This window comes from Mycobacterium sp. DL592 (assembly GCF_011694515.1).
Taxonomy (GTDB): domain Bacteria; phylum Actinomycetota; class Actinomycetes; order Mycobacteriales; family Mycobacteriaceae; genus Mycobacterium.
Genome location: NZ_CP050192.1, coordinates 3,335,542 through 3,362,446, shown reverse-complemented (window position 1 = coordinate 3,362,446; position 26,905 = coordinate 3,335,542). Strand labels below are relative to the sequence as shown.

General features: G+C 67.5%; 29 protein-coding genes. 17 read left to right on the top strand and 12 right to left on the bottom strand.

The genetic code is table 11. The features are described from left to right. Positions 1-51: 51 nt before the first annotated feature. Positions 52-432: a DUF5997 family protein gene (locus HBE64_RS16125; RefSeq protein WP_167104147.1), complete on the bottom strand. Its 381-nt coding sequence runs from the start codon at positions 430-432 to the stop codon at positions 52-54. Between the two features lie 25 nt (positions 433-457). Here HBE64_RS16125 and HBE64_RS16120 point away from each other — a divergent pair, with 25 nt between their 5' ends. The 3 genes from HBE64_RS16120 (at position 458) to ygiD (ending at position 2,977) form a co-directional block, all read left to right on the top strand. Beyond that, positions 458-1,165, top strand: coding sequence for a LysR family substrate-binding domain-containing protein (locus HBE64_RS16120; RefSeq protein WP_167104144.1), 708 nt, complete (start codon positions 458-460; stop codon positions 1,163-1,165). Positions 1,166-1,241: 76 nt separating this feature from the next. Further along, the gene (locus HBE64_RS16115) at positions 1,242-2,129 is read left to right on the top strand and encodes a phytanoyl-CoA dioxygenase family protein (protein WP_167104141.1); all 888 of its coding nucleotides are present in this window, start codon (positions 1,242-1,244) and stop codon (positions 2,127-2,129) included. A 62-nt stretch (positions 2,130-2,191) separates the two neighbouring features. Beyond that, on the top strand, positions 2,192-2,977 hold the full coding sequence (gene ygiD, locus HBE64_RS16110) for a 4,5-DOPA dioxygenase extradiol (RefSeq protein WP_167109295.1): 786 nt from the start codon (positions 2,192-2,194) through the stop codon (positions 2,975-2,977). A 6-nt stretch (positions 2,978-2,983) separates the two neighbouring features. On the opposite strand, the gene HBE64_RS16105 is transcribed toward ygiD, so the two are convergent. Both HBE64_RS16105 and HBE64_RS16100 read right to left on the bottom strand, forming a co-directional pair. After that, the gene (locus HBE64_RS16105; RefSeq protein WP_167104138.1) at positions 2,984-3,499 is read right to left on the bottom strand and encodes a hypothetical protein; all 516 of its coding nucleotides are present in this window, start codon (positions 3,497-3,499) and stop codon (positions 2,984-2,986) included. A 9-nt stretch (positions 3,500-3,508) separates the two neighbouring features. Further along, positions 3,509-4,687 carry an NAD(P)/FAD-dependent oxidoreductase gene (locus HBE64_RS16100; protein WP_167104135.1) on the bottom strand — a complete coding sequence of 393 codons (1,179 nt, stop codon included), beginning with the start codon at positions 4,685-4,687 and terminating at the stop codon, positions 3,509-3,511. A gap of 152 nt (positions 4,688-4,839) precedes the next feature. Between HBE64_RS16100 and HBE64_RS16095 the strand changes: the two genes are divergently transcribed. From HBE64_RS16095 to nrdF, 3 genes are all read left to right on the top strand, one after another. Next, positions 4,840-5,577, top strand: a complete 738-nt coding sequence (locus tag HBE64_RS16095) for a TetR/AcrR family transcriptional regulator (protein WP_167104130.1) — start codon at positions 4,840-4,842, stop codon at positions 5,575-5,577. Positions 5,578-5,643: 66 nt separating this feature from the next. After that, complete coding sequence (locus tag HBE64_RS16090) at positions 5,644-7,197, top strand: NAD(P)/FAD-dependent oxidoreductase (protein ID WP_167104127.1); 1,554 nt, start codon at positions 5,644-5,646, stop codon at positions 7,195-7,197. A 173-nt stretch (positions 7,198-7,370) separates the two neighbouring features. Beyond that, a complete protein-coding gene (gene nrdF / locus HBE64_RS16085; RefSeq protein ID WP_167104124.1) occupies positions 7,371-8,345 on the top strand; it encodes a class 1b ribonucleoside-diphosphate reductase subunit beta in 975 nt (324 codons plus the stop codon). Between the two features lie 10 nt (positions 8,346-8,355). On the opposite strand, the gene HBE64_RS16080 is transcribed toward nrdF, so the two are convergent. From HBE64_RS16080 to HBE64_RS16070, 3 genes are all read right to left on the bottom strand, one after another. After that, positions 8,356-9,201 (bottom strand): ABC transporter permease, encoded by an 846-nt coding sequence (locus HBE64_RS16080; RefSeq protein ID WP_167104120.1) that lies wholly within the window; start codon positions 9,199-9,201, stop codon positions 8,356-8,358. Positions 9,202-9,367: 166 nt separating this feature from the next. Beyond that, on the bottom strand, positions 9,368-10,180 hold the full coding sequence (locus HBE64_RS16075; RefSeq protein WP_167104117.1) for a hypothetical protein: 813 nt from the start codon (positions 10,178-10,180) through the stop codon (positions 9,368-9,370). Positions 10,181-10,332: 152 nt separating this feature from the next. Beyond that, positions 10,333-10,476 carry a hypothetical protein gene (locus tag HBE64_RS16070; RefSeq protein WP_167104114.1) on the bottom strand — a complete coding sequence of 48 codons (144 nt, stop codon included), beginning with the start codon at positions 10,474-10,476 and terminating at the stop codon, positions 10,333-10,335. An 88-nt stretch (positions 10,477-10,564) separates the two neighbouring features. Between HBE64_RS16070 and HBE64_RS16065 the strand changes: the two genes are divergently transcribed. Then, complete coding sequence (locus tag HBE64_RS16065) at positions 10,565-10,903, top strand: DUF3349 domain-containing protein (protein WP_371744192.1); 339 nt, start codon at positions 10,565-10,567, stop codon at positions 10,901-10,903. On the opposite strand, the gene HBE64_RS16060 is transcribed toward HBE64_RS16065, so the two are convergent. Then, complete coding sequence (locus HBE64_RS16060) at positions 10,900-12,237, bottom strand: APC family permease (RefSeq protein ID WP_243841667.1); 1,338 nt, start codon at positions 12,235-12,237, stop codon at positions 10,900-10,902. The two genes, HBE64_RS16065 and HBE64_RS16060, sit on opposite strands and share 4 nt — an antisense overlap. Positions 12,238-12,302: 65 nt before the next feature. Then, complete coding sequence (locus HBE64_RS16055) at positions 12,303-13,418, bottom strand: P1 family peptidase (protein ID WP_167104106.1); 1,116 nt, start codon at positions 13,416-13,418, stop codon at positions 12,303-12,305. 132 nt (positions 13,419-13,550) lie between these two features. Between HBE64_RS16055 and HBE64_RS16050 the strand changes: the two genes are divergently transcribed. After that, a complete protein-coding gene (locus tag HBE64_RS16050; protein WP_167104102.1) occupies positions 13,551-14,162 on the top strand; it encodes a TetR/AcrR family transcriptional regulator in 612 nt (203 codons plus the stop codon). Between the two features lie 13 nt (positions 14,163-14,175). Here the strand turns inward: HBE64_RS16050 and HBE64_RS16045 are convergent, their stop codons facing one another. The 3 genes from HBE64_RS16045 to HBE64_RS16035 form a co-directional block, all read right to left on the bottom strand. Next, on the bottom strand, positions 14,176-15,228 hold the full coding sequence (locus HBE64_RS16045) for an NAD(P)-dependent alcohol dehydrogenase (protein ID WP_167104099.1): 1,053 nt from the start codon (positions 15,226-15,228) through the stop codon (positions 14,176-14,178). Positions 15,229-15,350: 122 nt separating this feature from the next. After that, positions 15,351-15,626, bottom strand: coding sequence for a YciI family protein (locus HBE64_RS16040; protein WP_167104096.1), 276 nt, complete (start codon positions 15,624-15,626; stop codon positions 15,351-15,353). Between the two features lie 112 nt (positions 15,627-15,738). Next, positions 15,739-16,767, bottom strand: coding sequence for an iron-siderophore ABC transporter substrate-binding protein (locus tag HBE64_RS16035; protein WP_167109293.1), 1,029 nt, complete (start codon positions 16,765-16,767; stop codon positions 15,739-15,741). A 236-nt stretch (positions 16,768-17,003) separates the two neighbouring features. Here HBE64_RS16035 and ctaD point away from each other — a divergent pair, with 236 nt between their 5' ends. Both ctaD and serB read left to right on the top strand, forming a co-directional pair. After that, on the top strand, positions 17,004-18,746 hold the full coding sequence (gene ctaD / locus HBE64_RS16030; protein ID WP_167104093.1) for a cytochrome c oxidase subunit I: 1,743 nt from the start codon (positions 17,004-17,006) through the stop codon (positions 18,744-18,746). 24 nt (positions 18,747-18,770) lie between these two features. Beyond that, positions 18,771-20,003 carry a phosphoserine phosphatase SerB gene (serB, locus tag HBE64_RS16025; RefSeq protein WP_167104090.1) on the top strand — a complete coding sequence of 411 codons (1,233 nt, stop codon included), beginning with the start codon at positions 18,771-18,773 and terminating at the stop codon, positions 20,001-20,003. A 5-nt stretch (positions 20,004-20,008) separates the two neighbouring features. Here serB and HBE64_RS16020 read toward each other — a convergent pair whose 3' ends face one another. Beyond that, positions 20,009-21,454: a PLP-dependent aminotransferase family protein gene (locus tag HBE64_RS16020; RefSeq protein ID WP_167104086.1), complete on the bottom strand. Its 1,446-nt coding sequence runs from the start codon at positions 21,452-21,454 to the stop codon at positions 20,009-20,011. Positions 21,455-21,518: 64 nt separating this feature from the next. On the opposite strand from HBE64_RS16020, the gene HBE64_RS16015 reads away from it, so the two are divergent. From HBE64_RS16015 to HBE64_RS15985, 7 genes are read left to right on the top strand one after another with little or no spacing between them, the layout of a single operon-like run. Next, positions 21,519-21,686 carry a hypothetical protein gene (locus HBE64_RS16015; RefSeq protein WP_167104083.1) on the top strand — a complete coding sequence of 56 codons (168 nt, stop codon included), beginning with the start codon at positions 21,519-21,521 and terminating at the stop codon, positions 21,684-21,686. Then, positions 21,683-22,378, top strand: a complete 696-nt coding sequence (locus tag HBE64_RS16010; RefSeq protein ID WP_167104080.1) for a YitT family protein — start codon at positions 21,683-21,685, stop codon at positions 22,376-22,378. The genes HBE64_RS16015 and HBE64_RS16010 overlap by 4 nt, the downstream gene beginning before the upstream one ends. Then, the gene (locus HBE64_RS16005) at positions 22,321-23,178 is read left to right on the top strand and encodes an ABC transporter ATP-binding protein (protein WP_167104076.1); all 858 of its coding nucleotides are present in this window, start codon (positions 22,321-22,323) and stop codon (positions 23,176-23,178) included. The genes HBE64_RS16010 and HBE64_RS16005 overlap by 58 nt, the downstream gene beginning before the upstream one ends. After that, on the top strand, positions 23,175-23,996 hold the full coding sequence (locus tag HBE64_RS16000; RefSeq protein WP_167104073.1) for an NUDIX domain-containing protein: 822 nt from the start codon (positions 23,175-23,177) through the stop codon (positions 23,994-23,996). Before HBE64_RS16005 ends, HBE64_RS16000 begins: the two co-directional genes overlap by 4 nt. A 3-nt stretch (positions 23,997-23,999) precedes the next feature. Further along, the gene (locus tag HBE64_RS15995) at positions 24,000-24,713 is read left to right on the top strand and encodes an enoyl-CoA hydratase (RefSeq protein WP_167104070.1); all 714 of its coding nucleotides are present in this window, start codon (positions 24,000-24,002) and stop codon (positions 24,711-24,713) included. A 10-nt stretch (positions 24,714-24,723) separates the two neighbouring features. Beyond that, positions 24,724-25,701 (top strand): class I SAM-dependent methyltransferase, encoded by a 978-nt coding sequence (locus tag HBE64_RS15990; RefSeq protein ID WP_167104067.1) that lies wholly within the window; start codon positions 24,724-24,726, stop codon positions 25,699-25,701. Continuing rightward, positions 25,635-26,873 (top strand): class I SAM-dependent methyltransferase, encoded by a 1,239-nt coding sequence (locus HBE64_RS15985; RefSeq protein ID WP_208300492.1) that lies wholly within the window; start codon positions 25,635-25,637, stop codon positions 26,871-26,873. The genes HBE64_RS15990 and HBE64_RS15985 overlap by 67 nt, the downstream gene beginning before the upstream one ends. The last annotated feature ends 32 nt before the right edge of the window (positions 26,874-26,905 follow it).

Here is a 26,905-nt window from a genome sequence, read left to right as displayed (position 1 = left end):
AGCGCATGCGTTAACAGCAGACTTGGCGAATTCCTAGCCGTGAACGCTGTCTCAGCGAGCCTTCTCGGCGCGTAGCGCCTTGAGGCGCCGCTCCTCGCTGAGCACCGCCTGGTAGCTCTCGCGTTCGGCGATCAGCCAGTCCGGTTTCTCGGCGAGCAGCGCGTCGATCTGCTCGGTGGTCAGCGCATCGGTGATACCCCCGCGGGTGAGGCCCGAGATCGACACACCCAGCTTGGCGGCCACCAGGTTCTTCGGATGCGGCCCGTTCTTGCGGAGGTCCTGCAGCCATTGCGGCGGCTCCGCCTGGAGAGCCGCCAACTCGTCGCGGGTGATCGCGTTCTCCTGGAAATCCGCCGGGGTCGCAGGCAGGTATACGTCCAACTTCTTGGCCGCTGTGGCGGGTTTCATGGACTGTGCGTTCGGCCTGCTCATGCCCGTCAGCCTATAACCTGAGACGGTGACCCAGTCCTCGCTCACCCTCGGGTACGTCCCGGGGGCGACGCCGGCGAAGTGGGCGCGGATCTGGGCCCAGCGCCACTCCCGCACCCCGCTGCGGCTGTGCGCCGTTGCCGCCGCCGCCGCGGCCGCCGACGTGCGGTCCGGGACAGTCGATCTGGCGTTGTTGCGGCTGCCGGCCGACACCTCGGCACTGGCGGTCATCCCGCTTTACGAGGAGACGACGGTGGCCGTGGTGCCCACCGACCATCTCCTGTCCGCAGCCGACGAGGTCACCTCCGCAGACCTCGCCGGCGAGCCGACGCTGCGGCCACTCGACGACGTCGTCGCCTGGGCGGACGCTCCCGGCGTCCCGGTCGAGCACCGGCCCGAAACCACCGAGGACGCAATACAACTCGTCGCCGCGGGCATGGGCGTGCTCATCGTTCCGCAGTCGCTGGCCCGGCTGTACCACCGCAGGGATCTCACCTACCGCCCGATCGTCGACGGGCCGAAGTGCCCGGTGGCGCTGGCCTTCCCCGAAGGCCCACCGTCGGCCTTGGTCGAGGAGTTCACCGGGATCGTGCGGGGCCGCACCCCCGGCTCGTCGCGGGGCCAGGCCGAGCCCGCACCCAAGCGCACCGCGCGGGAGAAGACCCTGGCCAAGCAGGCCGCCCGCGCCGCTGCGGGCAAGGTCGCCCGCAAGCCCGGCGATCGTGGGCGGCGCTGAGGTAACGCCGGTCAGCCGTAACGGCTAGGTGACGCTGTTTTACCTGGTCAACACACATGCTCGGGATACTCGAGCGATGACCGCGCTGACGCACGTTCCGGCCACCACCTCCGCGGCCGAGCTGGCCGACCACCTCCGCCGCGACGGCTACGTCATCGTCGACAATCTGGTGCCGGAGTCGTTGATGGACACCATCACCGACGAACTGGGGCCCTACCTCGACTCGACGCCAATGGGCTACAACGCGATGATCGGTCAGAAGACCCGGCGCACCGGCGCGCTGGTCGCCCGCTCACCGGCCTGCCGCACGCTGATTCAGAATCCCAGCGTCCTCGGCGTGTGCCAGGACTTCCTCGGCCACGCCAGCACGTTCCAGCTGATGCTGACCCAGGTGATCTCGATCGAACCGGGCGAAACCGACCAGGCGCTGCACCGCGACCAGAACGCCTTTGACTTCTACCCGTTTCCCGACGACTACCACGTGCAGTGCAACACGCTGTGGGCGATGACCGACTACACCGCCGAGATGGGCGCCACCCGGGTGGTGCCGGGAAGTCAGGTCGGCGACAAGAAGCCCACCGACTACGCCGACGACGAGTGCCTGCAGGCCGAGATGACGCGCGGTTCGGTGCTGCTGTACTCCGGCAAGATCGTGCATAGCGGTGCTGCCAACCGCAGCCAGAAGGTTCGCCGCGCCATCAACGTCAACTACTGCGTCGGGTGGGTCCGCCAGGAGGAGAACCAATTCCTCTCAGTCCCAACAGAAGTCGCCCGCACCCTCGACGACGACCTGCTCAAGCTGATCGGCTACCAGGAGGGCGCCTGGGCGATGGGCTACTTCCGCGACTTCGAGGACCCGCTGCGCGCTATCCGCGGCGACGCCGTCGGCTACGGCTTCGATGCGGCCAAGCTCAACGGCAACGCCGGCGCCGCCTACGCCAACCTGGTCACCCACAGCGAGTGATGCGCGTGACGTAACTGGCTACTCGCGGCCAATGGCGGTTAACTAGACCGATGACCACCGCCATGCCTGCCGCCTTCATCGGGCACGGCAGCCCGATGAACGCGCTGGAGTCCAATCGCTACACCACGGCGTGGCGTCAGTTCGGGCAGTCGGTGCTCGACTCCGTCGGCAGGCCGCGTGCCATCCTGGCGATCAGCGCGCACTGGTACATCAACGCCACGGCCGTCACCGCGATGGTCCGTCCGCGCACCATCCACGACTTCTATGGCTTTCCCACCGAACTCTTCGAAATGCAGTACCCGGCACCGGGTCTGCCGGATCTCGCCGAGGAGATCGCCGACGTCGTCAAGCCGACCTGGGTGGGCGCCGACCTCGACAGCTGGGGCATCGACCACGGCACCTGGTCGGTGCTGGCGCACGCCTTCCCGGACCACTCGGTGCCGGTGGTGCAACTGTCCATCAACGCCTACAAGCCGCTGGACTACCACCTCGAACTCGGCGCCAAGCTGGCAGCGCTGCGCGAGCACGGGGTGCTGATCGTGGGCAGCGGCAACGTGGTGCACAACCTGGGCGCGATGCAGCCCTCGATGGGGGACAACGGTTTCGATTGGGCATTGCGCTTCGACGACGCCGCGCGGGCCCAGATCCTCGACAATCCGTCCGGGGCTGCAGGGTTGCAGGCCGACGCCGACTACGACGCGGCGGTGCCCACGCCGGATCACTTCATCCCGCTGCTGTACTTCGCCGGGCTGGCTGCCGCCCAGAACGACACACCCGAGGTGCTCACCGACGGATGCGAATACGGCTCGCTGTCGATGACGTCCTACACCCTGGGCGTGGGCAGCTAGCGTTCGTCAGCCGATCAGCTCAGACCAGAACGGCACCGTCTGCCGCGGCGACGTCACGGGCTCGCTGCGCCCGAAATCGCTGTCGATGTAGGTGAAAAGGTCGGTGCCGCAGCAGGTTACGTCGGCCTGATACACCGAGAGCACGGGATTGCCGTGTGTCCCGCGCCCGCCGGCAAGATAGCGATTGGAATGCACCGGCACCAGCTGCGGCACCCGCGCCAGCTGATATCGCGCGCTGCGCAGGGCGTCTTTCATCCGGGCCGGACGTGCGCCCCACTCGGCACCCCAGAAGTCGCGCCATTCGACAGCGAACACGATTCCCTCGACGGGCAACTGCAATTGCTGCTGAAGGCCCCGGCGCGGCCCGTTGCGCCAGTCGGGCCACGAATCCCCGACCGGCAGAGCGTCCGCCAGAAACGACCGATGGTCGTCGGCGAACTCGAAACCGAACTCGTCCTCGACGCGCGCCAACTCGTCGTCGGTGAGGCCTGGCGTCAGCGTCACCGTGCCGTCACCGACCATGCGCCCAGACTAGGTGTGCGACGGGCTCTGTTGCTTCTTGTACAGCGACTTGAGCAGGAAGTCGCGGAAGGTGTGGTTGTCCAACAGCTTCAGGCCTGTCTCGGCGACCTTCGGGTAGCCGGCGAGCTTGTTGAAGAAGCGCCCACGCTTGTACTCGCGCCCCCAGGCCGCTTCCATCCGCAGCTGGTAGTTGGTGAAGTCGTCGGGCCCGCCGTTCTCCAGTGCGGCCATCGCGCACTCGCCGGCAGCCAGCCCGGACTCGAGCGCCTTCGAGATGCCTGCACCGGACACCGGCTTACCGGCGCCGAGCGAGTCGCCGGCGAACAGCACCCCGGGACGCCACGGCGGCCACGCGGTGAAGCCCATCGGCAGCCGCCACGCCCGCACGGTCTTGTTCTTCTTCAGTTCCTCGACCGAGGGCAGCTCCCACTCCCGCGGAAGACTGTTGAGGAAGTCGCCGAAGAAGTGGGTGGCGTTGATGGATTGCCAGTTCTTGTAGCTGTTGACGTAGCCCAACCCGATGTTGAACCGGCCGCCGCCCATCGGGAAGATCCAGCCGTAGCCGGGCAGCTGGTCGCCCTGGAACAGCAGCTTGAGGTAGATCTCGAAGCGGTCGGAGTCGGCCCGGTTGGCGTGCATCTCCGAGCGGATCGCGATCGCGGAGTAGCCGTTGTAGTCCGAGTCGATCTTCAGCGCCCGCTTGATGGGGGAGTAGGCGCCATCGGCCGCGATGACCGCGTCGCCGAAGACCTTCTCGCCGTTCTTGAGCACGACGCCGACCACTCGGCCGCGTTCGTCGAGTTCCGGCCCGGCGACCTCGGCGCCCTGGCGGACCACCGCGCCCGCGGACTCGGCGTGCTTGAGCAACAGGGTGTCGAGCTCGGTGCGGCTGGCGGTGTGGCCGTGGTCGGGCATGCCGGGACGTTGGGGGAAGGACAGGTCCCACTCCGAGGGGGAATACACCGTCACACCGCTGATGCGGTGGAACTGGGACACCTCGTGGGCCAGGCCCATCTTCTGCAGATAGCTGACCGCACGGGCGGTGAGCCCGTCACCGCAGGGTTTGTCGCGGGGAAACTCCGCCTTGTCCAGGACCACCACTTTGGCACCGGTCTGCGCGGCCTGCCAGGCTGCGGCGGCTCCCGAGGGACCGCCGCCGGCAATGACCACGTCGAATCGCTCGGTCACAACTCCTCGTCTCACTCAATGGCCCGACCCGTCCGATGCTAGCTGAGAAAGTTGAACCGCTCCCGGCGTGAACGCCCCCGCAGTGGGGACGAAACAGTGACCTCGTCACGAGTCGCCCTGGTCAGCCAATACCGGCAGGTACAGTGCATGACGTGCGCAGAGTGACACGGCCGCGGCCGGGGGCCGATTCCGGCAAGGTCGACGCGCGCAGCGAACGGTGGCGCGAGCACCGCAAGAAGGTCCGCGCGGAGATCGTCGACGCCTCGTTCCGTGCGATCGACAAGCGCGGGCCCGAAGTCAGCCTTCGCGAGATCGCCGAGGAAGCCGGCACCGCCAAGCCGAAGATCTACCGGCACTTCACCGACAAATCCGACCTGTTCCAGGCGATCGGCGCCCGGCTGCGCGACATGCTCTGGGCCGCGATCTTCCCCAACATCGACTTCGCCAAGGATCCGGTCCGCGAGCTGATCCGCCGCAGCGTCGCCGAATACGTCAACCTCGTTGACCAGCACCCCAACGTGCTGCGCTTCATGCTGCAGGGCCGCTTCCCCGAGCAGTCCGAGTCGACGGTGCGGGCCCTCAACGAGGGACGCGAGATCACCATGGCGATCGCGGAGATGTTCAACCACGAACTGCGGGAGATGGAGCTCGACCCGGCGGCGCTGCAGCTGGCCGCGTCGGCAACGTTCGGGTCGGCGTCGGCGGCCACCGACTGGTGGCTGGGTCCCGACCCCACCAGCCCGCGGCGGATGCCCTCGGACGACTTCGTCAAACACCTGACGACGATCATGCTCGGCACCATCGACGGAACCGCTGAACTGCTGGGGATCGACCTCGACCAGAACCGGCCGATCCGCGACGCCATGCCGCGACGCGCCGCCGTCAGCTGAGCGCACCGAATCCCGGGCCGAAAGACCCTTTAGCCGATACCGGCGGTATTGGGTACTTTGGTGGGCATGACCGTCGCCGAATCGCAGGCCCCCGCCGAATCCCCGGCCAGGACCCCCGTCCACACCCGGGCCCTCGTCATCGGCACCGGGTTCTCCGGACTCGGGATGGCCGTCGAACTGCAGCGCCGCGGCGTCGACTTCCTGATCCTGGAGAAGGCTGACGGGATCGGCGGCACCTGGCGGGACAACACCTATCCCGGATGCGCGTGCGACATCCCGGCACATCTGTATTCGTTCTCGTTCGAGCCCAAGGCGGACTGGAACCACGTGTGGTCCTTCCAGCCCGAGATCCTGGCCTACCTCCAAGGTGTCGCCGACAAGTACGGACTGGCGCGCTACATCCGCTTCGGCGCCCACGTCGACCGGGCGCACTGGGACGACACCGACTACCGGTGGCACGTCTTCACCAAGGACGGCCAGGAGTATGTCGCGCAGTTCCTCATCTCCGGCGCCGGCGCATTGCACATCCCGTCCATCCCCGACATCGAAGGACTCGACGAGTTCGGCGGCTCGGCGTTCCACTCCGCACAGTGGGATCACAACGTCGATCTCACCGGCAAGCGTGTGGCTGTGGTCGGCACCGGTGCCAGCGCCATCCAGATCGTGCCGCAGATCGTCGACCAGGTGGGGCAGTTGCAGCTCTACCAGCGCACCCCGGCCTGGGTGCTGCCGCGGCGCAACGACGCGATCCCAGCCCGGCTGCGGGAGGCCTTCGCCACGGTGCCGGGCGCCCGCGCGCTGGTGCGCAACGGCATCTACTGGTTCCAGGAGTCGCTGGGTTTCGCGATGACGAAGCGCCCTGAACTGCTCACCCTCGGCGAGCTGGCCGGCAAGTGGAACATTCGCCGCCAGGTCCGCGACCCGGAGCTACGCCGCAGGCTCACGCCGAACTACCGGGTCGGCTGCAAGCGGGTCCTGTTCTCGGACAACTACTTCCGGGCGATCGCCAATCCCCGCTCGGAGCTGGTGACCGATCGCATCGCCCGCATCACACCCACCGGGATCGTCACCGCCGACGGAACCGAGCGCGACGTCGACGTCATCGTGTTCGCCACCGGGTTCCACGTCACCGACTCCTACACCTACGTCGACATCAAGGGCCCAGGCGGCGGGGATCTGGTCGACCGGTGGAACCGCGAGGGGGTCCAGGCGCACCGCGGGGTCGCGGTGGCCGACATGCCGAACCTGTTCTTCCTGCTGGGCCCCAACACCGGGCTCGGACACAACTCGGTGGTCTTCATGATCGAGTCTCAGATCGGCTACGTCGGGCAGGCGATCGCCGCGGTCGACAAGGCCGGCGCGCAGGCCCTGGCCCCGACCCGGGCTGCGCAGGACGCGTTCAACGCCGAGCTGCACGAGGCCCTGGAACGCTCGGTGTGGAACACCGGCGGCTGCAGCAGCTGGTATCTCGACGAGCACGGCAAGAACCGCACGCTGTGGAGCGGCATGACCTGGCAGTACTGGCTGGCGACGCGTTCGCTGAAACGTTCGGAGTACCGGTTCTCCGGCGTCGGACGGAGCCGACGGCCATGGCGGTTCCGGCGGGCATCAACGAGCTGAGGCCGAGCTGAGGCGCGCCGACACGCCGACGGCGTGCGCCACGCCCGGCCGACCTGTGCGTTCGAGATCGGTGAAACACAACTTGTTGTGTTGCGGTGTGTTGTCGGACCCCAGGGGTAGTGTTTGGTCATCAGCCGGAAACGGACAAAACATCGTGGTGAAGTGGGGTTTCGGTGAGCGATGGGACGAAGCTGATCGACCGGGCAACGGCGATCAACTGGAACCGTGTCATTGATGAGAAGGACGCCGAGGTATGGGATCGGCTGACCGGCAACTTCTGGTTGCCCGAGAAGGTCCCGGTGTCCAATGACATCCCGTCCTGGAACACGCTGACCGACGCCGAGAAGCAGCTGACCATGCGGGTGTTCACCGGCCTGACCCTGCTCGACACCATCCAGAGCACCGTCGGGTCGGTCAGCATGATCCCCGACGCACTCACCCCGCACGAAGAAGCGGTACTGACCAACATCACCTTCATGGAGTCGGTGCACGCCAAGAGCTACAGCTCGATCTTCTCCACGCTGTGCTCGACAGTCGACATCGATGAGGCCTTCCGCTGGTCGGAGGAGAACGTCAACCTGCAGCGCAAGGCGCAGATCATCCTCGACTACTACCGCGGCGACGATCCGCTCAAGCGCAAGATCGCTTCGGTGTTCCTGGAGGCGTTCCTGTTCTACTCCGGGTTCTACCTGCCGATGTACTGGTCGAGCCGGGCCAAGCTGACCAACACCGCCGACCTGATCCGGCTGATCATCCGCGACGAGGCAGTGCACGCCTACTACATCGGCTACAAGTTCCAGAAGGGCTACGCCCTGGAGAGCGACGAGCGCAAGCAGGAACTCAAGGACTACGCCTACGAGCTGCTGTTTGCCTTGTACGAGAACGAGATTGAGTACACCCAGGATCTCTACGACGCGGTCGGCCTGACCGAGGACGTCAAGAAGTACCTGCGCTACAACGCCAACAAGGCGCTGATGAACATGGGCTTCGAGGCGCTGTTCCCCAAGGACGAGACCGAGGTGAACCCGGCCATCCTGTCGGCGCTATCACCGAACGCCGATGAGAACCACGACTTCTTCTCGGGCTCGGGGTCGAGCTACGTGATCGGCAAGGCCGTCGTCACCGAGGACGAGGACTGGGACTTCTGATCCTGGCGGGTCACCCCGCCAGATTGAACCCGCCTCCACCGCCGTAGATGGCCAGCGAGACGAGCAGCGTCACCGACACGACGACGACCAGCGATGTGCGCACGGCGTCACCGGTCGCGACACCGACACCTGAGGGTCCACCCGAGGCGAAGAAGCCGAAGTAGGTGTGTATCAACAGGATTGCCAACGCCATCAGGATGGCCTGGGTGAACGACCACAACAGGTCGATCGGATTGAGGAACGTCGAGAAGTAGTGGTCGTAAAGGCCCGCCGACTGCCCTAACAGCGCGACGGTGGTGTAGCGGCTGGCCAGAAACGACAGGATGACCGCAACCGCGTACAGCGGTGCGATCGACACCATCCCGGCGGCGATCCGGGTGCTGACCAGAAACGCGATCGGCCGGATCGACATCGCTTCGAGGGCGTCGATCTCCTCGCTGACCCGCATCGCCCCGAGTTGGGCGGTTACCCCTGCGCCGAACGTGGCGGCCAGACCGATCCCGGCGACCACCGGCGCGGAGATCCGCACGTTGATGAACGCCGCGAGGAACCCGGTGAGCGCCTCGATGCCGATATTGCCCAGCGAGCTGTAACCCTGCACGGCCAGCGTGCCGCCGGTGGCCACGGTCAGAAAGCCGACGACGACGAGTGTCCCGCCGATCATCGCCAGCACGCCGGCGCCCATGCTGATCTCGGCGATCAGCCGGACAATCTCACTGCGGTACCAGCGCACCGCATAGGGGATGCCCCCGATCGCCCTGGCGTAGAACAACGTCTGGTCGCCGATGTGGCCCAGCACCGTGCCCGGCCGCTCGAGGGCGCGAATGAGTCCGGGGAAGACGGCCCGGTACGTCACTGGCGTTCACTGGTCGATGGACAGCAGTCACCGCGATCGCATCGCTGACGTCGTGGTGCCACATAGCTCAAGGTCCTCGCACGGGAAATCGTCCTCTAGGGCCGTTCGTCCCGGGTGCTCGCGCCGAAAGGCTTCTCGTTGCGGGACGGCGGTGCCCGGTATTAGGTCATTGGTCGCCGTGCTGTCGGGTCCGCTGAATCTGGTTTTTGATCTCGCGGTAGGCCGCCACCCGCGCCATCACCGACTCCGCCGCCGAGTTCGTCGGGGCGACATTGGGAGTCGCTTCGATCCCGTACAGCATGGCGCTCAACTCGGCGTGCAATTGCGCGCGTTGCTCTGCCGTTCTTGCGTCCCTGCGTTCGGCGCGCAGTGATTGGTCGACCAATTGAGCTTCGTTGGCGCACTTGGCGATCAGTCCGACCCGTTCCAGGGCAGCGCATTCCAGATCGGTGACAGTTGCTTGTGCCTCCGCCAGCAGCGTTCTGTCATCGGCGCCGGGGTTGTCCAAGGCGGACAACTCGTTGGCGACTTTTCTTAGCGCGTAAGCTTTTTCGAAACCGTTGGTGATTCTCGTGATGTCGGCCGTGAAATCCACGTCTCCGAGCCACCCTTCGCGGGCGGCCTCCGATGCGGTGATCTGCTTCACCGCGCCGAGGGTTGATTCCACCAGTTGAGCGTTTTGCGCACCCAGGGTGTCGATGCGGTGTTGCCGGACCTTGCGCGCCTTTTCTTCGCGTTCGCGCTTGGCGGCCGCCTCCCGGGCGGCTTTCTCGACGCGTGCCTGTTCCTCGGCTGCGGCCCGATTCTTGTCGTGGGCAGCTGCCGCCTTCACGGTCACCACGATCAGGGCCACGGCGGCCACTGTGGCACCGAGACCGATCCAGACCTCTTTGGGCACCGTGGCAATGAGAATGATGAGGACGAAGACGAACCCGCCTGCCCCCGAGAAGCACCCGCTATTGCCCTGGCCCTGCCCCACCTTGCTTACCCTCCTGGCTACGTTCACGGGAACGCTAGTGGTGGGTACCGACAATCCAAGCCGTGCTCAGGGGCAGGCGTCGGCCAGCGGGTAGGGGTTGACCGCCAGCACCCGGGTGGCGCCGTCGACGAGCCACAGCGCACCGGGGTTGTTCAGCGCCGCCTGATAGGCGGTGGCGTCGCGATCTGGTCGGTCGGCAGTGGCCCGGCGGCGCCGGCCGGCGCGGCACCGGAGAATGCGGTCACCGCCAGCGCCGCGATGCCTGCGGCAAGTAGGCGAAACGACCGGAGCCTCATCCGGTGACTCTAGGCGGTGAACGTGCGGTGAACCCCCAGCCAACTGTGTAGCCGCTGCTGGCGCCGTCGGCCGCCGGCGGCGACACTGATCACCGTGACTTCGCCCTCGCTCGTCAATAAGGTCCTCACCTGGCTGCGCGCCGGATATCCCAGCGGTGTCCCCGGGCCGGACCGGGTACCGCTGCTGGCACTGCTTCGCAGCACTCCGCTGACCGAAGAGCAGGTCGCCGAAGTCGTCCGCGAGATCGCCGAGGCCGAGGCCAAGGCACCGGCCGGCCACCAGATCGACCACGACGAGATCGCCGACTTCATCAAAGATGTCGCACACCACGACGCCGGCCCGGAGAATATCCAGCGGGTCGCCGCGAAGCTGGCGGCCGGCGGGTGGCCCCTGGCCGGCATCGAGTTGGGCGATACCGCGAACTAGGCCGCCGACTGCGACGGCCGCCAGGCGAGCGCACCGGCGATCAGCCCGACGAACGGAATAGCGGCCAGGACGGCGCTCAGTGTGGCGCTGCCGCCGGTGACCAACGTGAAGTTCGACAGCACCAGCCACAGGCTTTCCAGCAAGCCCAGAACCGCGAGCGCCGGTGCCAGGCGGGTGGTCCACAGCCGGCCCGGTGCGCGTCCTCGAATGAAGAACACCAGCACCGCGACCGACGTGGTCAGCATCAACACGACCATGCCGACCGTGGCGATGCCCGCCATGGAGCCGAAGACACCGACCAGCGGATCGATGCCCAAGACTGCCAGTACTGCGACGATGATGGCGGCGGTGACCGTCTGCACCACCGATGAGAATGCCGGTGACTCGTGGTTGTCGTGGACCGCGGCGAGTCTGGCCGGTAGCAAACCCTTTCCGGCCAGCACGAACTGGTATCGCGCGATCACGTTGTGGAATGACAGCACGCAGGCGAACAGACTGGTCAGCAGAAGCACGTTGACGATGTCGCGGCCGATGGTCCCGAGCATGTCGCCGGTGGTGTCCAGCAGCATATTGCCCTCTCCGGCAAGGGTTTTCTGAGCTACTGCGGTGACCTGATCGGGTCCGAGGGCGACGACGAACGCCCACACCGTGACGGTGTAGAACGCGCCGATGATGATGACCGCGGCGTACGTGGCAATCGGAATGGTGCGCTCGGGGTCGCGCGCCTCGTCGCGGAACACCGCGGTGGCCTCGAAACCGATGAACCCGGTGAGTGCGAACAGCACGGCGATGCCCAGCGTCCCGTCGGTGAAGACGGCGGGATCGAACGAGCTCAATGTGACGCCGGCCGGGCTGGGGTGGGACACCATCACCAGGTCCAGGATGACGACGATGCCGATCTCGAGGGCCAGTGCCACACCGAGCACCTTGGCGCTCAGATCGATGTGCCGGTAGCCGAGTACCGCGACGATGGCCAGAACGATGAACGAGTACACCGGCCACGGGATGACCGGTCCATGAAAGTGCGTGACGGTGTCATTGATGGCCCAGCCGATATAGCCGTAGATGCCGATCTGGATCGCGGTGTAGGCGATCAGCGCGACGACCGCGATGCCCTTGCCCATCCGTTCACCGAGTCCGACTGTCACATAGGAGAAGAACGCACCGGCCTCGGGTACGTACGGGGTCATGGTGACGAACCCGACGCTGAAGACCAGGAGCACCAGCGCGGCGATCACGAATCCCATCGGGGCACCCGCACCGTTGCCCAATCCCATCGCCAAGGGCATGTTGCCGCCGATGACGGTCAGTGGGGCGGCCGCCGCGACAACCATGAACACGATGCCGATCGGCCCGAGACGCCCGCTCAGGCGGCGCCCCTCTGTTGTGGTGGGTGTGGTCACGAGATCTCCTGAAGTGATGGGGCGGTGGGGAACAGCGTGTGGCGAAGCAGGTCGTGGTCGAGTGCGTGGGCGGTCAAGCCATTGAGGCCGGTCATCGTGGTGGCGGCGACCATGGCGTTGACGATCGCCTCTTCGGTGGCCTCGATGGTCAGGTCGAACAGTCGAGTCATCAACTGCGGTGCCACCATTCGAAGCGGTACCTCGGGGCGCGAGGTCGCCGGATCCTCGTCCCACGCGTACGGCGGGATGCCCCGGTTGCCGGTGGAGAACGCCAACATGAGGTCGCCGCTGTACTGCTCGCCACTGCCGCCGAGCCGGCTGACCGCCAGCGCCGAACGCTGAGCCACCCGGCGGCATTGGTGGGGCAGCAGTGGGGCGTCGGTGGCGACGATGACGATGATCGAGCCCGACCCCGGTTCGTAACGGGCGGGGAGTTCGGGCAGCGGTACCGCTGCGGAGTCGATCTTCTCGCCGACCGGCACGCCATTGATCCGAAGTCGTTCACGCCGGCCATGATTCGCCTGCACCAGGACGCCGACGGTGTATCGGCCCGCGGCGGTTTCGGTGATTCGGGAGGCGGTACCGATACCGCCCTTGAAGCCGTGGCAGATCATGCCCGTCCCACCGCCGACGTTGCCCTCGGCGGGCGGCTCACTGCAGGCATTGTCCAGCGCAGCCCGCACATGCTCGGGGCGCACGTGAAAACCGTTGATGTCGTTGAGTAGACCGTCATAGGTCTCGCCGACCACCGGTAGCGACCAGTAGGCGCCTTCGCCGCGGGCCCGCACCTGCGCCGCCACCAGTTCGTCGCGGACCACACCGACGCTGTGGGTGTTGGTCAGCCCGATCGCGGAGGTGAGTTCGCCGGACTCGCGGATCCATTCCAGACCCGTCAGTTCGCCGCTGCCATTGAGACGGTGCGCGCCGGCGAACACCGGCTCGGTCCAGATTCGGTCGTGGGGGATGACGGCGGTGACGCCGGTGCGCACGGTATGCGGGTCGTCGGACGTGATGGTGGTGTGCCCCACTCGGACGCCGGGCACGTCGGTGACGGCGTTATGCGGCCCGGTCGGATGTTCCCCGATGACGACGCCGAGGTCTCTGGCACGCATGTGGTCACGCTCGCTTCACGCATAGTTCTTTTCCTGATTGGAAAAGAACTATGCGCTCGTGTGACGCAGCACGCAAGAGGACGGGCAAAATAGGGTGGATCATCCCGGCCGAACGACAGGAGTGATGCGGGTATGGCACGTCCGAATCGGCAGGCACAGCGGCGTGCCGACATCATGGACGCCGCGATCCTGCTCATCGAACGCCATGACCTGGCCACCCTCAAGCTCGCCGACGTCGCCGCGGAGCTGGGCCTGACCACCAATGCGGTGCGGTATTACTTCAAGGACATGACCGAACTGCTCTCCGAGCTCGCTCTGCGCTCCGACGTCCGGTTCTACGACGACCGGCTTCGGTTACGCACCGAGACCGGCGATCCGTGCGAGCAGCTCGCGCAGACGATCGCCGCGGGACTGCCCACCGGCCCGGAGGATGCCGAATGGCGCGCCATCTGGCGAGCCGTCCTGGCGGCCGGATTCGATCTGGACACCCGCCGCGACGTGCAAGGGATCTACCACCGTCAGGTCGGCCTGTACGCCGATCTGCTCGACGCGGGAGCCCGGGCCGGGGTGTTTCATCTCAGTGGCTCGGCCAACGACATCGCGATGACGCTGATGTCGATGGAGGACTACTTCGGCTACCGCATCGTCGCGCGCGACCCACAGCTGAATCGGGACACCGCACTACGGCTCATGCGGCAGTACGCCGAACTCGCCACCGGCGCCCCGATCCCGCAACCGGCCTGAGCTTGCGACCGGCCTACTGCTCGCGCAGCGAGGCCGTGTCGATCACAAACCGGTAGCGGACGTCGCTGGCGACAACCCGCTCGTAGGCTTCGTTGATGTAATCCGGCTCGATCACTTCGATCTCGGGGCCGACGTTGTGCTCGGCGCAGAAGTCCAGCATCTCCTGGGTCTCGGCGATGCCGCCGATCATCGAACCCGACAGGTTGCGCCGCATACCCACGAGCGGGAAAGACGGCACCACAAGCGGGTTTTCGGGCAGGCCCAGTTCGACGAACGTGCCGTCGAGATCCAGCATTCCGAGGAACCGGCCCAGGTCGAGATCGGCCGACACGGTGTTGAGAATCAGGTCGAACGAGTTGCGCAGGTTCTTGAAGGTGTCCCGGTCGGCGGTCGCATAGTAGTGGTCCGCGCCCAGTCGCAGGCCGTCTTCCATCTTCTTCAGCGACTGCGAGAGCACGGTCACCTCGGCGCCCATCGCCTTGGCGAGCTTGACGCCCATGTGGCCCAGGCCGCCGAGGCCCACGATCGCAATTCGCTTGCCGGGACCGGCATTCCAGTGCCGCAGCGGCGAATAGGTGGTGACGCCGGCGCACAGCAGCGGTGCGGCCGCGTCGAGAGCGAGCCCGTCCGGGATGTTCAGGACATAGTTCTCGTCGACGACGATGCTGCCGCTGTAGCCGCCGTAGGTCGGCAGGCCGTCGCGGCCGATCGCGTTGTAGGTGCCGATGTTTCCGCCGCCGGTGCAGTACTGCTCCAGGCCGGCCTTGCAGTTCTTGCACTCCCGGCAGGAGTCGACGAAGCAGCCCACACCGACTCGGTCACCGACCTTGAACTTGGTGACCTCGGGACCGACCTCGGTGACTACACCGGCGATCTCGTGGCCGGGTACGACCGGGTAGCTGGGCTGACCCCATTCGGCGCGCACGGTATGGATGTCGGAGTGGCAGATGCCGGCGAAATGGATGTCGAACTGGACGTCGTAGGGGCCGACATCGCGGCGGGTGACGGTGGTCTTGGCCAGCGGTTCGGTGGCAGACGTCGCTGCGTAAGCGGTAACTGTGCTCATGGTGTTCCTTTTATCGTCGTCAAATCAGCACTGATCAAATTCAGCTTCATATGGCGGTCCGCGACAGTGCGGCCGTCAGCAATAACCAAGGCGGGCGGGCGGATTAATCCCGCCCCGGCGGATCAGAGCCCCGGTGCGCGGACTCCGCCGTTGAACGAGAGACGTTCGTAGCTGACGATACCGGCCAGCGTGTACGGGTCGCGAGCGATGATGTCCTGGGCTTCCTCGACGCTGATGTCGCCGGTGATCAGCACGCCGCCGGCGCCGGAGTCCTGGCGGCCGGCCAGCAGGATGCGTCCCGCCGCGACTTCGTCGTTGAGCCAGGCGAGATGGGCGGGCCGGGTCTGATCGATGACTTCGACCGGCTTCTCGTACTTGATCGTCAGCACATGGAACACAGGGCGAACGTTACCTGGGACCGTCGAGCGTTACCTGGGGCAGTCGAATTTCACGTTTTGCCGCGCTCCACTCGCACTTGTCCTGCGAAACGTGAAATTCGACGGCACCGCCTCAGTTGATCGGTGCGTTGAGCCAGCGCAGGTCGTCGATGATGCCGCGGGCGGCGATCACACCCCGGCCGGTCTGCCAGATCTCGTTGTTGACGATGAAGACCCGGTTGTCACGGTTGGCCGACAGCTTGCGCCACGCCGCGCTCTCCAACACCGCCGGTGCGCGGTCCTTGGCCGCCGGCGAGGCGAACGACAGATAGAGGATGTCGCCGTCGGCCGGGGAGAAGTCGGGGGAGCGGTCGAGGTCGGCGTCACTGATCCCGATCTCGACGTAGGGCTTGTCGGTAAACCGTTGCGCCGCAGGGCGATCCACGCCGACGTCAGCAAGCACGCTGGCGGGAAAGTTGTCGGCACCCCAGATCCGCATCGTGGTGTCGGTGAACTGGACGACGGAGGCTTGGAAGTGGCCGGCGTCGGCGTCGGCGCCGGCCTGGCGGGCGCGGTCGGTGAACGCCGCGATCACCTCGTTGGTGGCCTCGGTCCGTCCCGTCGCCGCGCCGACGGTACGCAGGTTGTCCTGCCATTTGGCCCCGGGCGCATCGGTGAACACCGTCGGCGCGATCGCCGCGAGCTGCGGGTACGCCTGCGGCGTCAGGCCCGCCGAGCCCAGAATGAGATCCGGTTTGGCCGCGGCGACGGCGGCGAGGTCCGGAGCGCTGCGGGACCCGGCGCCGGGTACGTCGTGGATGACGGTGCCCAGATAGGACGGCTGGCTGTCGGCACCGTCCGGCAACGCGGCCGCCACGATCCGCGACTGCAGCCCCAGCGCGCACAGCGCGTCGAGCTCGTCGCCGGCCAGGACCACGATGCGCTGCGGGTCTGCCACTACCGCCGTCTCGCCGGCGGCGTGGCGCACCGGCGGCGGGGGAGCCGGATCCAGGCGGGCCGGCACGGGTGCGCAGGACTCATCGGGGCGACGCTGATTGCCCAGCACTCCGGCGCCGGCGATCTTGGTGGTGCTGGTGATCACGCTGCTGGTGGCCTGCGGCGGCGCCTGCGACGAACCCGAACACCCGCTGACGAGGGTCATCGCGAGCGCCGCGAGGACCGCGACCGCGGACACCACCACACCCGGAACAAGACTGCGCGACCGCACGCCGCCGACCGTAACACCTGGCCGCGAACGCGCCGCTGAGCTGCGGACGGCGTGCTCGTGACGGTAATACGACGCAATGTAGGACCCACCCTCCGCAGAGGGCGGCGTGAGGTTAGGATCAACACCATGTTCTCGGGGTGCTAACCGGGTACGGAAATTTTGGAGGACTGTTGACTGCCGTTGTGCCTTCACAGGGAGAACTCGAGGCCAAGCGTGCTTTTCCGGCGCGGATGGGCCCCAAAGGCAACCTGATCTACAAGCTGATCACCACGACCGATCACAAGCTGATCGGGATCATGTATTGCGTCGCCTGCTTCATCTTCTTCTTCATGGGCGGCCTGATGGCACTGTTCATCCGGGCGGAGTTGGCGGTCCCCGGACTGCAGTTCCTGTCCAATGAGCAGTACAACCAGCTGTTCACCATGCACGGCACGGCGATGCTGCTGTTCTACGCCACCCCGATCGTGTTCGGGTTCGCCAACCTGGTGCTGCCGCTGCAGATCGGCGCCCCCGACGTCGCCTTCCCGCGGCTCAACGCATTGTCGTTCTGGCTGTTCCTCTTCGGCGCCCTCATCGCGCTGGCCGGCTTCATCACCCCCGGCGGCGCGGCCGACTTCGGCTGGACCGCCTACACACCGCTCTCGGATGCCATCCATTCCCCGGGCGCCGGCGGCGACCTGTGGGTTCTGGGCCTGGCTGTCGGTGGTCTTGGCACCATCCTGGGTGCGGTCAACATGATCACCACGGTGGTCTGCATGCGCTGCCCCGGCATGACCATGTTCCGGATGCCGATCTTCACCTGGAACATCTTCGTCACGTCGATCCTGGTGCTGGTCGCCTTCCCGCTGCTGACCGCGGCGCTGTTCGGCCTGGCCGCTGACCGCCACCTGGGCGCGCACATCTATGACCCGGCCAACGGTGGCTCGATGCTGTTCCAGCATCTGTTCTGGTTCTTCGGCCACCCCGAGGTGTACATCATCGCGCTGCCGTTCTTCGGCATCGTCTCGGAGATCTTCCCGGTGTTCTCCCGCAAGCCGATCTTCGGCTACACCACCCTGATCTACGCGACGATCGCGATCGCGGCGCTGTCGGTGGCGGTGTGGGCGCACCACATGTACGTCACCGGCGGCGTGCTGCTGCCGTTCTTCAGCTTCATGACGTTCCTGATCGCCGTTCCGACGGGCATCAAGTTCTTCAACTGGATCGGCACCATGTGGAAGGGCCGGCTGACGTTCGAGACGCCGATGCTGTTCTCCCTGGGCTTCCTGGTGACGTTCCTGCTCGGTGGTCTCTCCGGTGTGCTGCTTGCCAGCCCGCCGCTGGACTTCCACGTCTCCGACAGCTACTTCGTGGTGGCGCACTTCCACTACGTGCTGTTCGGCACCATCGTGTTCGCCACCTACGCCGGCATCTACTTCTGGTTCCCGAAGATGACGGGCCGGCTGCTCGACGAGCGGCTGGGCAAGCTGCACTTCTGGCTGACCTTCATCGGCTTCCACACCACCTTCCTGGTCCAGCACTGGGTAGGAAATGAGGGCATGCCGCGCCGCTACGCCGACTACCTGCCGTCCGACGGCTTCGAGACGCTCAACATCGTCTCGACCATCGGCGCGTTCATCCTCGGTGTGTCGGTGCTGCCGTTCGCCTGGAACGTCTTCAAGAGCTGGCGTTACGGCGAGGTCGTCACGGTCGACGACCCGTGGGGTTACGGCAACTCGCTGGAGTGGGCGACGTCGTGCCCGCCGCCGCGGCACAACTTCACCGAGCTGCCCCGAATCCGTTCGGAGCGTCCGGCATTCGAGCTGCACTACCCGCACATGGTGGAGCGGATGCGGGCCGAGGCCCACATCGGCCGTTCGCACGGCCCCTCCGACGGTGACGTGACGCGGCTGGACGAGAACGTCCGCACCTAGAACGGAAAGTAGCGCTCCCCAGGTATGACCAAACAGAAGGTGTCGGTGCTGATCACCGTCACCGGGGTCGATCAGCCAGGGGTGACGTCGGCGCTCTTCGAGGTGCTCTCGCGCCACGATGTGGAGCTGCTCAACGTCGAGCAGGTGGTGATCCGCGGACGCCTGACGCTGGGCGTGCTGGTGTCGGGATGCCCGGAAGTGGCGGCCGGCAACACGTTACGCACCGATGTGACCGAGGCAATCCACCGCGTCGGGCTGGACGTCACCATCGAGCCCAGCGATGACGTTCCGATCATCGGTGAGCCGTCCACCCACACCATCGTGGTGCTCGGGCGGCCCATCACCGCAGCCGCGTTCGGCGTGGTGGCCCGCGAGGCCGCCGGGCTCGGCGTCAACATCGACTTCATCCGGGGCGTATCCGACTATCCGGTGACTGGCCTGGAGCTGCGGGTCTCGGTTCCGCCCGGAGTCGGCGCCGAGTTGCGCACCCTGTTGGCTCGGGTCGCCGCCGAGCAGGGTGTCGACATCGCGGTGGAGAACTACAGCCTGGAGCGACGGGCCAAGCGCCTCATCGTGTTCGACGTCGACTCCACCCTGATCCAGGGTGAGGTCATCGAGATGCTCGCCGAACGCGCCGGCGCGGGCGCGGCGGTCGCCGCCATCACCGAGGCAGCCATGCGCGGGGAGCTGGATTTCGCGGAGTCGCTGCACGCCCGGGTGGCCACGCTGGCCGGTCTGCCCGCTGAGGTCCTCGACGAGGTCAGCGAGCAGCTCGAGCTCACCGCCGGTGCACGCACCACCATTCGGACGTTGCGCCGCTTGGGTTTTCACTGTGGCGTGGTGTCCGGCGGTTTCCGCCAGGTCATCGACCCGCTGGCCCACGAGTTGATGCTCGACTTCGTGGCCGCCAACGAGTTGGAGATCGTCGACGGCAAGCTCACCGGGCGGGTGGTGGGACAGGTCATCGACCGCGCCGGAAAAGCCAAGGCGCTGCGCGATTTCGCCCAGGCCGCCGGTGTGCCGATGGAGCAGACCGTGGCCGTCGGGGACGGCGCCAACGACATCGACATGCTCGCCGCGGCGGGCCTGGGCGTGGCGTTCAACGCCAAGCCGGCGCTGCGTGAGGTCGCCGACGCCTCGCTGAGCCATCCCTACCTGGACACCGTGCTGTTCATCCTCGGGGTCACCCGCGCCGAGATCGAGGCGGCCGACGCCGTCGACGGTGTAGTGCGCCGGGTCGAGATCCCGCCTCAGTAGCGGGTCTAGACCACCACGGCCGACTGGTCGGGGGTGGCCGAACCGGTCACGCTGCGCCAGGCCCGGCTCAGCAGTGAAACAGCTTCGGACAACTGGTCTTCGGGCAATGTATAGGGAATCCGGACGAAGCGTTCCAGCGTGCCGTCGACTCCGAACCGCGGACCCGGCGGCAGTTCCACCCCGAGCCGCGACGCCGACGCGCACAGCGCCGAACTGACCGGTGCCGGCAGTCGCACCCAGAGCGACATGCCGCCACCACCGGGTAGGGGATGCCACTCCGGCAGGTGTTCCTCGAGCAGATTCAGCAGCAGTGCGCGCCTGGCGCGCAGGATGTCGCGGCGTTCGGGCAGGACGTCATCGACGCGGTGGGTGAGAAGGTATGCGGCAGCGAGCTGTTCGATCACCGAGGTGCCCAGATCGATCGAGGGCCGGATCGCGCGGATTGTCGCAAGGGTGCTCGGCTCGGCGCGGATCCAGCCGATGCGCAGCCCAGCCCAGAACGACTTGGACAACGAGCCCACCGTGATCACCAGGTCGGAGCGGGAGTTCATCGACGCGGCGAGCGGTGCGGGCACGGGTTCGTCGAGCCAGACGTCGGTCATGGTCTCGTCGACGATGGTGCGCGTGCGGGTCTCGGAGATGATGGCCGCCAACCGTTTTCGGTCAGCGGCAGGCATCGACAGACCGGTCGGATTGTGGTTGTCGGGCACTAGGTAGGCCAGGGTTGGGGCGAGCTGGCGAACCGCGGCGTGCAGGGCCTCGATGTCCCATCCGTCTCGGGTGAGCGCCACCGGGACCGGGCGCGCACCGGCTGTCGCGATCGCGGCGAGCGCCCCGTGATAGGTGGGCTGTTCGACGAGTACGCGGTCGCCGGGCTGGGCGTAGGTGGTGAGAATGAGGGCGATCGCATGCTGGGCCCCGCTGGTCACCATGATCTGGTCGGGATCGGTGGCAAGCCCTCTGGCGCAGTACCGCTCGGCGATCGCGGTGCGCAGTGCCAGCACGCCGCGCAGGTCGTGCCCGGTCTGCTGCAGGTAGGTCGCCGCCTGCCGGGTGGCCTCGGTGAACGCCTCCTGCACGGCGCTGGCGGGCGCAGCCAGGGCCGCGACGGCGAGGTTGACCGTCGGCGCCGACTCGGCGGGGACGGCGACCGGAGTGTGCGGAAGCGCGGTGGTCGCGCGGGCGCCGCGGCGGGCGTACAGGTAGCCGCTGTCACGCAGGTCGGTGTAGGCGGCCGTGATCGTCGTGCGAGACACCCGCAGCGCGTCGGCCAGGGCGCGCTCGCTGGGCAGCCGCGAGCCGACCGGCAGGCGGCCGTCGACGATCAGCATGCGCAGTGCGTCAGCGAGGGCCTGGTAGCTGGGGCCACTGCGGCTGGACGTGCGCCAGTTGCCCAATTCGCGGGCCAGCAGGTCTGGATCGAGCGCTCTGGTCGCCATCGCTGTCGTCATTTGAATGCCAGTATGGCCAGACTGGCTATTGATTGGCAAGCCAGTAACGCCGAACGATGGAGGCATGAATACCTGGCTTTCCCGAGTGGCGCAGCGGTGGGCGGCACTGCTCGACCCGCATTCCGGCCCATGGAGTCCCACCTCGCGCGACTGGGGCGACGGCGACGCCGATCTTCGCCGCCAGCGCAGCGACCTCGACGCGATCCGCGTGCGGTTCGCCGACCACCGATGAACGCCGCGGTCCGCGCGAGCGCCCTGCTGATCGGCTTGTGCTGTTACGGCTTCTCGATGGCGATGATGGTTCGGGCCGGCCTGGGTCTCGACCCGTGGGACGTCTTCCACCAAGGATTGGCGCGCCACACCCCGATGAGCATCGGTATGGCATCGGCGGTCGTCGGCGTCGTCGTCCTGCTGGCGTGGATCCCGTTGCGCAACAAGCCCGGCATCGGAACCGTGGCCAACGTCGTCGTCATCGCCGTCACCGTCGACGCGGGTCTGGCGCTACTGCGGGCACCGGAGACGATGTCGATGCGGGTGGCGCTCATGCGGGGCGCCGTCCTGCTCAACGCGGTGGCCACCGTGCTCTACGTGGGGGCCGGGCTGGGACCTGGACCCCGTGACGGGCTGATGACGGGACTCGTTGCGCGAAGCGGTCTTTCGGTGCGCCTGGTGCGTACCGGCATCGAGGCCACCGTGCTGGCAGGCGGCTGGCTGCTGGGTGGCAGCGTGGGAGTCGGCACGATCGTCTACGCCTTCGGTATCGGGCCGCTGGTTCAGCTGGTGCTGCGGCTGACCCCGCGCTCGGTTCTGGCCCGCAGCGGATGGGCGCCGATCGCCGCCGCCCCGGCAGGTGACCCGGCACCCGAATGCGGCACGATGGTGCAGTGTCCGACAACGCCGATGCGGTCGACCCCGACCTGCTGATCGACTTCCGGAAAGTCTCGCTGCGTCGCGGCGGCCGCACCCTGGTCGGACCCGTCACCTGGCAGGTCGAGCTCGACGAACGCTGGGTGGTCATCGGGCCCAACGGCGCGGGCAAGACCTCGCTGCTGCGCATCGCCGCCGCGATGGAACACCCGTCGTCGGGCACCGCGTACGTCCTCGGTGAGCGGCTGGGCCGCGTCGACATGTCCGAGCTGCGTCAGCGGGTCGGGCTGAGCAGCTCGGCGCTCTCCCAGCGGGTTCCCGATGACGAGGTGGTGCGCGACCTGGTGGTCTCGGCCGGCTACGCCGTGCTGGGCCGGTGGCGGGAAACCTACGAGGACGTCGACTACACCCAGGCCCTCGACATGCTCGAAAGCGTGGGCGCCGAGCATCTGGCCGAGCGGACCTACGGCACCCTTTCGGAGGGCGAGCGGAAGCGGGTCCTGATCGCACGCTCGTTGATGACCGACCCTGAGCTGCTGCTGCTCGACGAACCGGCCGCCGGCCTGGACCTCGGCGGTCGCGAAGAACTCGTGGCCCGGCTGGCCGATCTTGCCGCCGACCCGGATTCACCGGCCATGGTGCTGGTCACCCATCACGTCGAGGAGATCCCGCCCGGCTTCAGCCACTGCCTGATCCTGTCCGAAGGGGAAGTGGTTGCTGCCGGACTGCTGCAGGACACGCTGACCTCGGACAACCTGTCGGCGGCGTTCGGGCAGTCCATCGCGCTGGACACCATCGACGGCCGCTACTTCGCGCGACGGGTGCGTACCCGCGCCGCGCACAGGAGGAGAGCATGACCGACAAGCCCGAACCGCTGCCGGTGCGGCCGGCAGCGACGGTAATGCTGGTTCAGGACACCCCCGAGGGGATCTCGGTATTTCTCATGCGCCGGCACTCCGGCATGGAGTTCGCCGGCGGAGTGATGGTGTTTCCCGGCGGAGGCGTCGACGACCGCGACCGCAACTCCGACATCGCCTGGTACGGGCCGGGCCCGCAGTGGTGGGCGCAGCGGTTCGGGATCGAAGCCGATCTGGCCGAGGCGCTGGTGTGCGCGGCGGCGCGTGAGACGTTCGAGGAGTCCGGCGTGCTGTTCGCCGGACCTGCTGACGACCCGGACGGGATCGTCGCCGACGCCTCGGTCTACCACCAGGCCCGCTCGGCCCTCGTGGACCGCAGCTTGTCGTTCTCAGACTTCCTGCGCGGCGAGAACCTGGTGTTGCGCGCCGACCTGCTGCGGCCGTGGGCCAACTGGGTGACCCCCGAGGAGGAGCGCACCCGTCGCTACGACACCTACTTCTTCGTCGGCGCCCTGCCGCAGGGGCAGCGCGCCGACGGCCAGAACACCGAATCCGACCACGCGGCGTGGAGCAGCCCCGAGGCCGCGATCGAGGACTTCGCGCAGGGCCGGTCGTTCCTGCTGCCCCCGACGTGGACCCAGCTGGACTCCCTGGCCGGGCGCACCGTCGACGAGGTTCTGGCCCTGGAACGCCAGATCGTAGTCGTTCAGCCGAATCTTGCTGTACGCGAGGGTAATTGGGAGATCGAGTTCTTCAACAGCGACCGGTACAACGCGGCGCGGAACCGGCGTGCCCCCCAGGGCTACGGCGGGGAGTGACACGTGCGCGAGTTCGTCAGCGTCCACGTCGGTGAGCAGTATCCGGGTATCGGCGTGCTGCTGCTGGCCCGCACGCCCACCAACGCCCTGACCCGTCAGGCCTACCGGGAACTCGCATCGGCGGCAGCCGAGGTCGGTGGCCGCGACGACATCGCCACCGTCGTGCTCTTCGGCGGCCACCAAATCTTCTCCGCCGGCGACGACGTCCCGGAGTTGCGCACCCTTGACCGTGGGGAGGCCGAGGCCGCCGACCGGGTGCGCCGAGAGGCGATCGACGCCGTCGCGACGATCCCGAAGCCGACCGTGGCCGCGATCACCGGCTACGCGCTGGGCAGCGGACTGAGCCTGGCGCTGGCCGCGGACTGGCGGATCAGCGGCGACAACGTCAAGTTCGGCGCCACCGAGATCCTGGCCGGACTGGTCCCCGGCGGCGGTGGATGTGAACGGCTGGCCCGAGTGGTCGGGGCAGGCCGGGCCAAGGAGCTGGCGTTCAGCGGCCGGTTCGTCGAGGCCAAGGAAGCCCTCACGCTCGGACTGGTCGACGAACTGGTGGCCCCCGACAACGTCTTCGATGCCGCGGCAGCCTGGGCGGGCCGCTTCGTCGACGCCCCACCGGCCGCACTCGCGGGTGTCAAGGCCCTCGTCGGCGGCGGCCTGAACGCCGGTGAGCAGGCACAACGCTACGGCGAGGTCTTCTCCGCGGGTGCGGACAGTTAGGCTGCCCTCCATGACGACGACTGACCCGGAGTTGCCAGCCCCCAATCCGCATGCCACCGCGGAACAGGTCGAGGCTGCGCTCAAGGACAGCAAGCTGGCCCAGATCCTCTACCACGACTGGGAAGCCGAGAGCTACGACGACAAATGGTCGATCTCTTATGACAAGCGGTGCGTGGACTACGCGCGCGACCTCTTCGACGCCACCGTCCCGCCCGAGGAGTTGCGGCAGCTGCCGTATGACCGCGCGCTGGAACTGGGCTGCGGCAGCGGCTTCTTCCTGCTGAACCTCATCCAGGCCGGGGTGGCTCGCCGCGGCTCGGTGACCGACCTGTCGCCGGGCATGGTCAAGGTCGCCACCCGCAACGGGCAGAACCTGGGCCTGGACATCGACGGCCGCGTCGCCGACGCCGAGGGCATCCCGTACGAGGACGACACCTTCGACCTCGTCGTCGGCCACGCGGTGCTGCACCACATCCCCGACGTGGAGAAGTCCCTGCGCGAGGTGGTGCGCGTGCTCAAGCCCGGCGGCCGGTTCGTGTTCGCCGGTGAGCCGACCACCGTGGGCAACACCTACGCACGCTCGCTGTCCACCCTGACCTGGCGGGTCGCCACCAACGTCACCCGGCTGCCCGGCCTGCAGGACTGGCGCCGCCCCCAGGCCGAACTCGACGAGTCCTCCCGTGCTGCCGCGCTCGAGGCCGTCGTCGACCTGCACACCTTCGACCCCGCCGACCTCGAGCGGATGGCCCGCAACGCCGGCGCCACCGAGGTGTCCACCGCCACCACCGAGTTCACCGCAGCGATGCTGGGCTGGCCGCTGCGCACCGTCGAGGCCATGGTGCCGCCGGGCAAGCTGGGCTGGGGCTGGGCCAAGTTCGCCTTCAACAGCTGGATCGGGCTCAGCTGGGTCGACGACAACCTGTGGCGTCGTGTGGTGCCCAAGGGCTGGTACTACAACGTGATGATCACCGGGGTAAAACCGTCCTGACCTTCGGGCTCGACGACGTCGCCTATCTGGCCAGCGACGCCGGCACCGCCGCACTCGGCGCGGTCGCCGGCTACCCGCTGACCGACCGGGTCGCCGACGTGTCCGCCATCCGGCAGCGCTTCGGCGAGCGAACCACCGTCCTCATCGAGACCACGCTGCTGCGCCGCAAAGCGGCCGCCAAGCTGGCCGGGCTGGCCGACGTCTCGGGCTGGCTGTTCACCGACGAGGCCCTGCAACAAGCCACCGCAGCCCCGGTCGCCCAGCACCGGGCCGCGCGGCTAGCCGGTGCCGACGTGCACGACGCCACCTGCTCGGTGGGTACCGAACTGGCCGCCCTGGCTGCCACCACGTCGTTCGTGCTGGGCAGCGACCTCGACCCGGTGCGCCTGGCGATGGCCCACCATAATCTGCCCGATGTGCCGCTGTGCCGGGCCGACGTGCTGCTTCCGGTCAGCCGCGACACCGTCGTGCTCGTCGACCCCGCCCGGCGCAGCGGCGGGCGGCGCCGGTTCGACCCGCGGGCCTACACCCCGCCCCTGGATGCGGTGCTCGCGGCCTATCAGGGCCGGGCGACGGTGGTGAAATGTGCACCCGGCATAGACTTCGCCGCGGTGCACGAGCTGGGGTTCGACGGCGAGATCGAAGTGACCTCGGCCGGCGGATCGGTACGGGAGGCCTGCCTGTGGTCGGCGCCGCTGGCCCAACCCGGGGTACGCAGGCGGGCCTCGGTGCTCGACCGCGGCGAGCAGGTCACCGACGCCGATCCCGACGACTGCCCGGCCGGACCGCCGGGACGCTGGATTGTCGACCCTGACGGCGCCGTCGTGCGCGCCGGCCTGGTGCGCCAGTACGCAACCCGCCACGGCCTGTGGCAACTCGACCCCGACATCGCCTACCTCACCGGTGACCAACTGCCGCCGGGGGTGCGCGGCTTCGAGGTCATCGACGAAGTGCCGCTGCGGGAAAAGATTCTGCGGCAGGCACTTTCACACCAAGACTGCGGTCCGCTGGAAATCCTGGTGCGCGGCGTTGACGTCGACCCCGATGCACTGCGGCGGCGGTTGCGGCCCAGCGGTGCCACGCCGCTGTCGCTGGTGATCACCCGCATCGGCGCCGTCCCCTCCGAACGCACAGTGGTCTTCCTGTGCAGAGCATCCGCCGGCGCGACATAGCGCGGGTACGCTGGCGGCGACGGCGCCGGGGC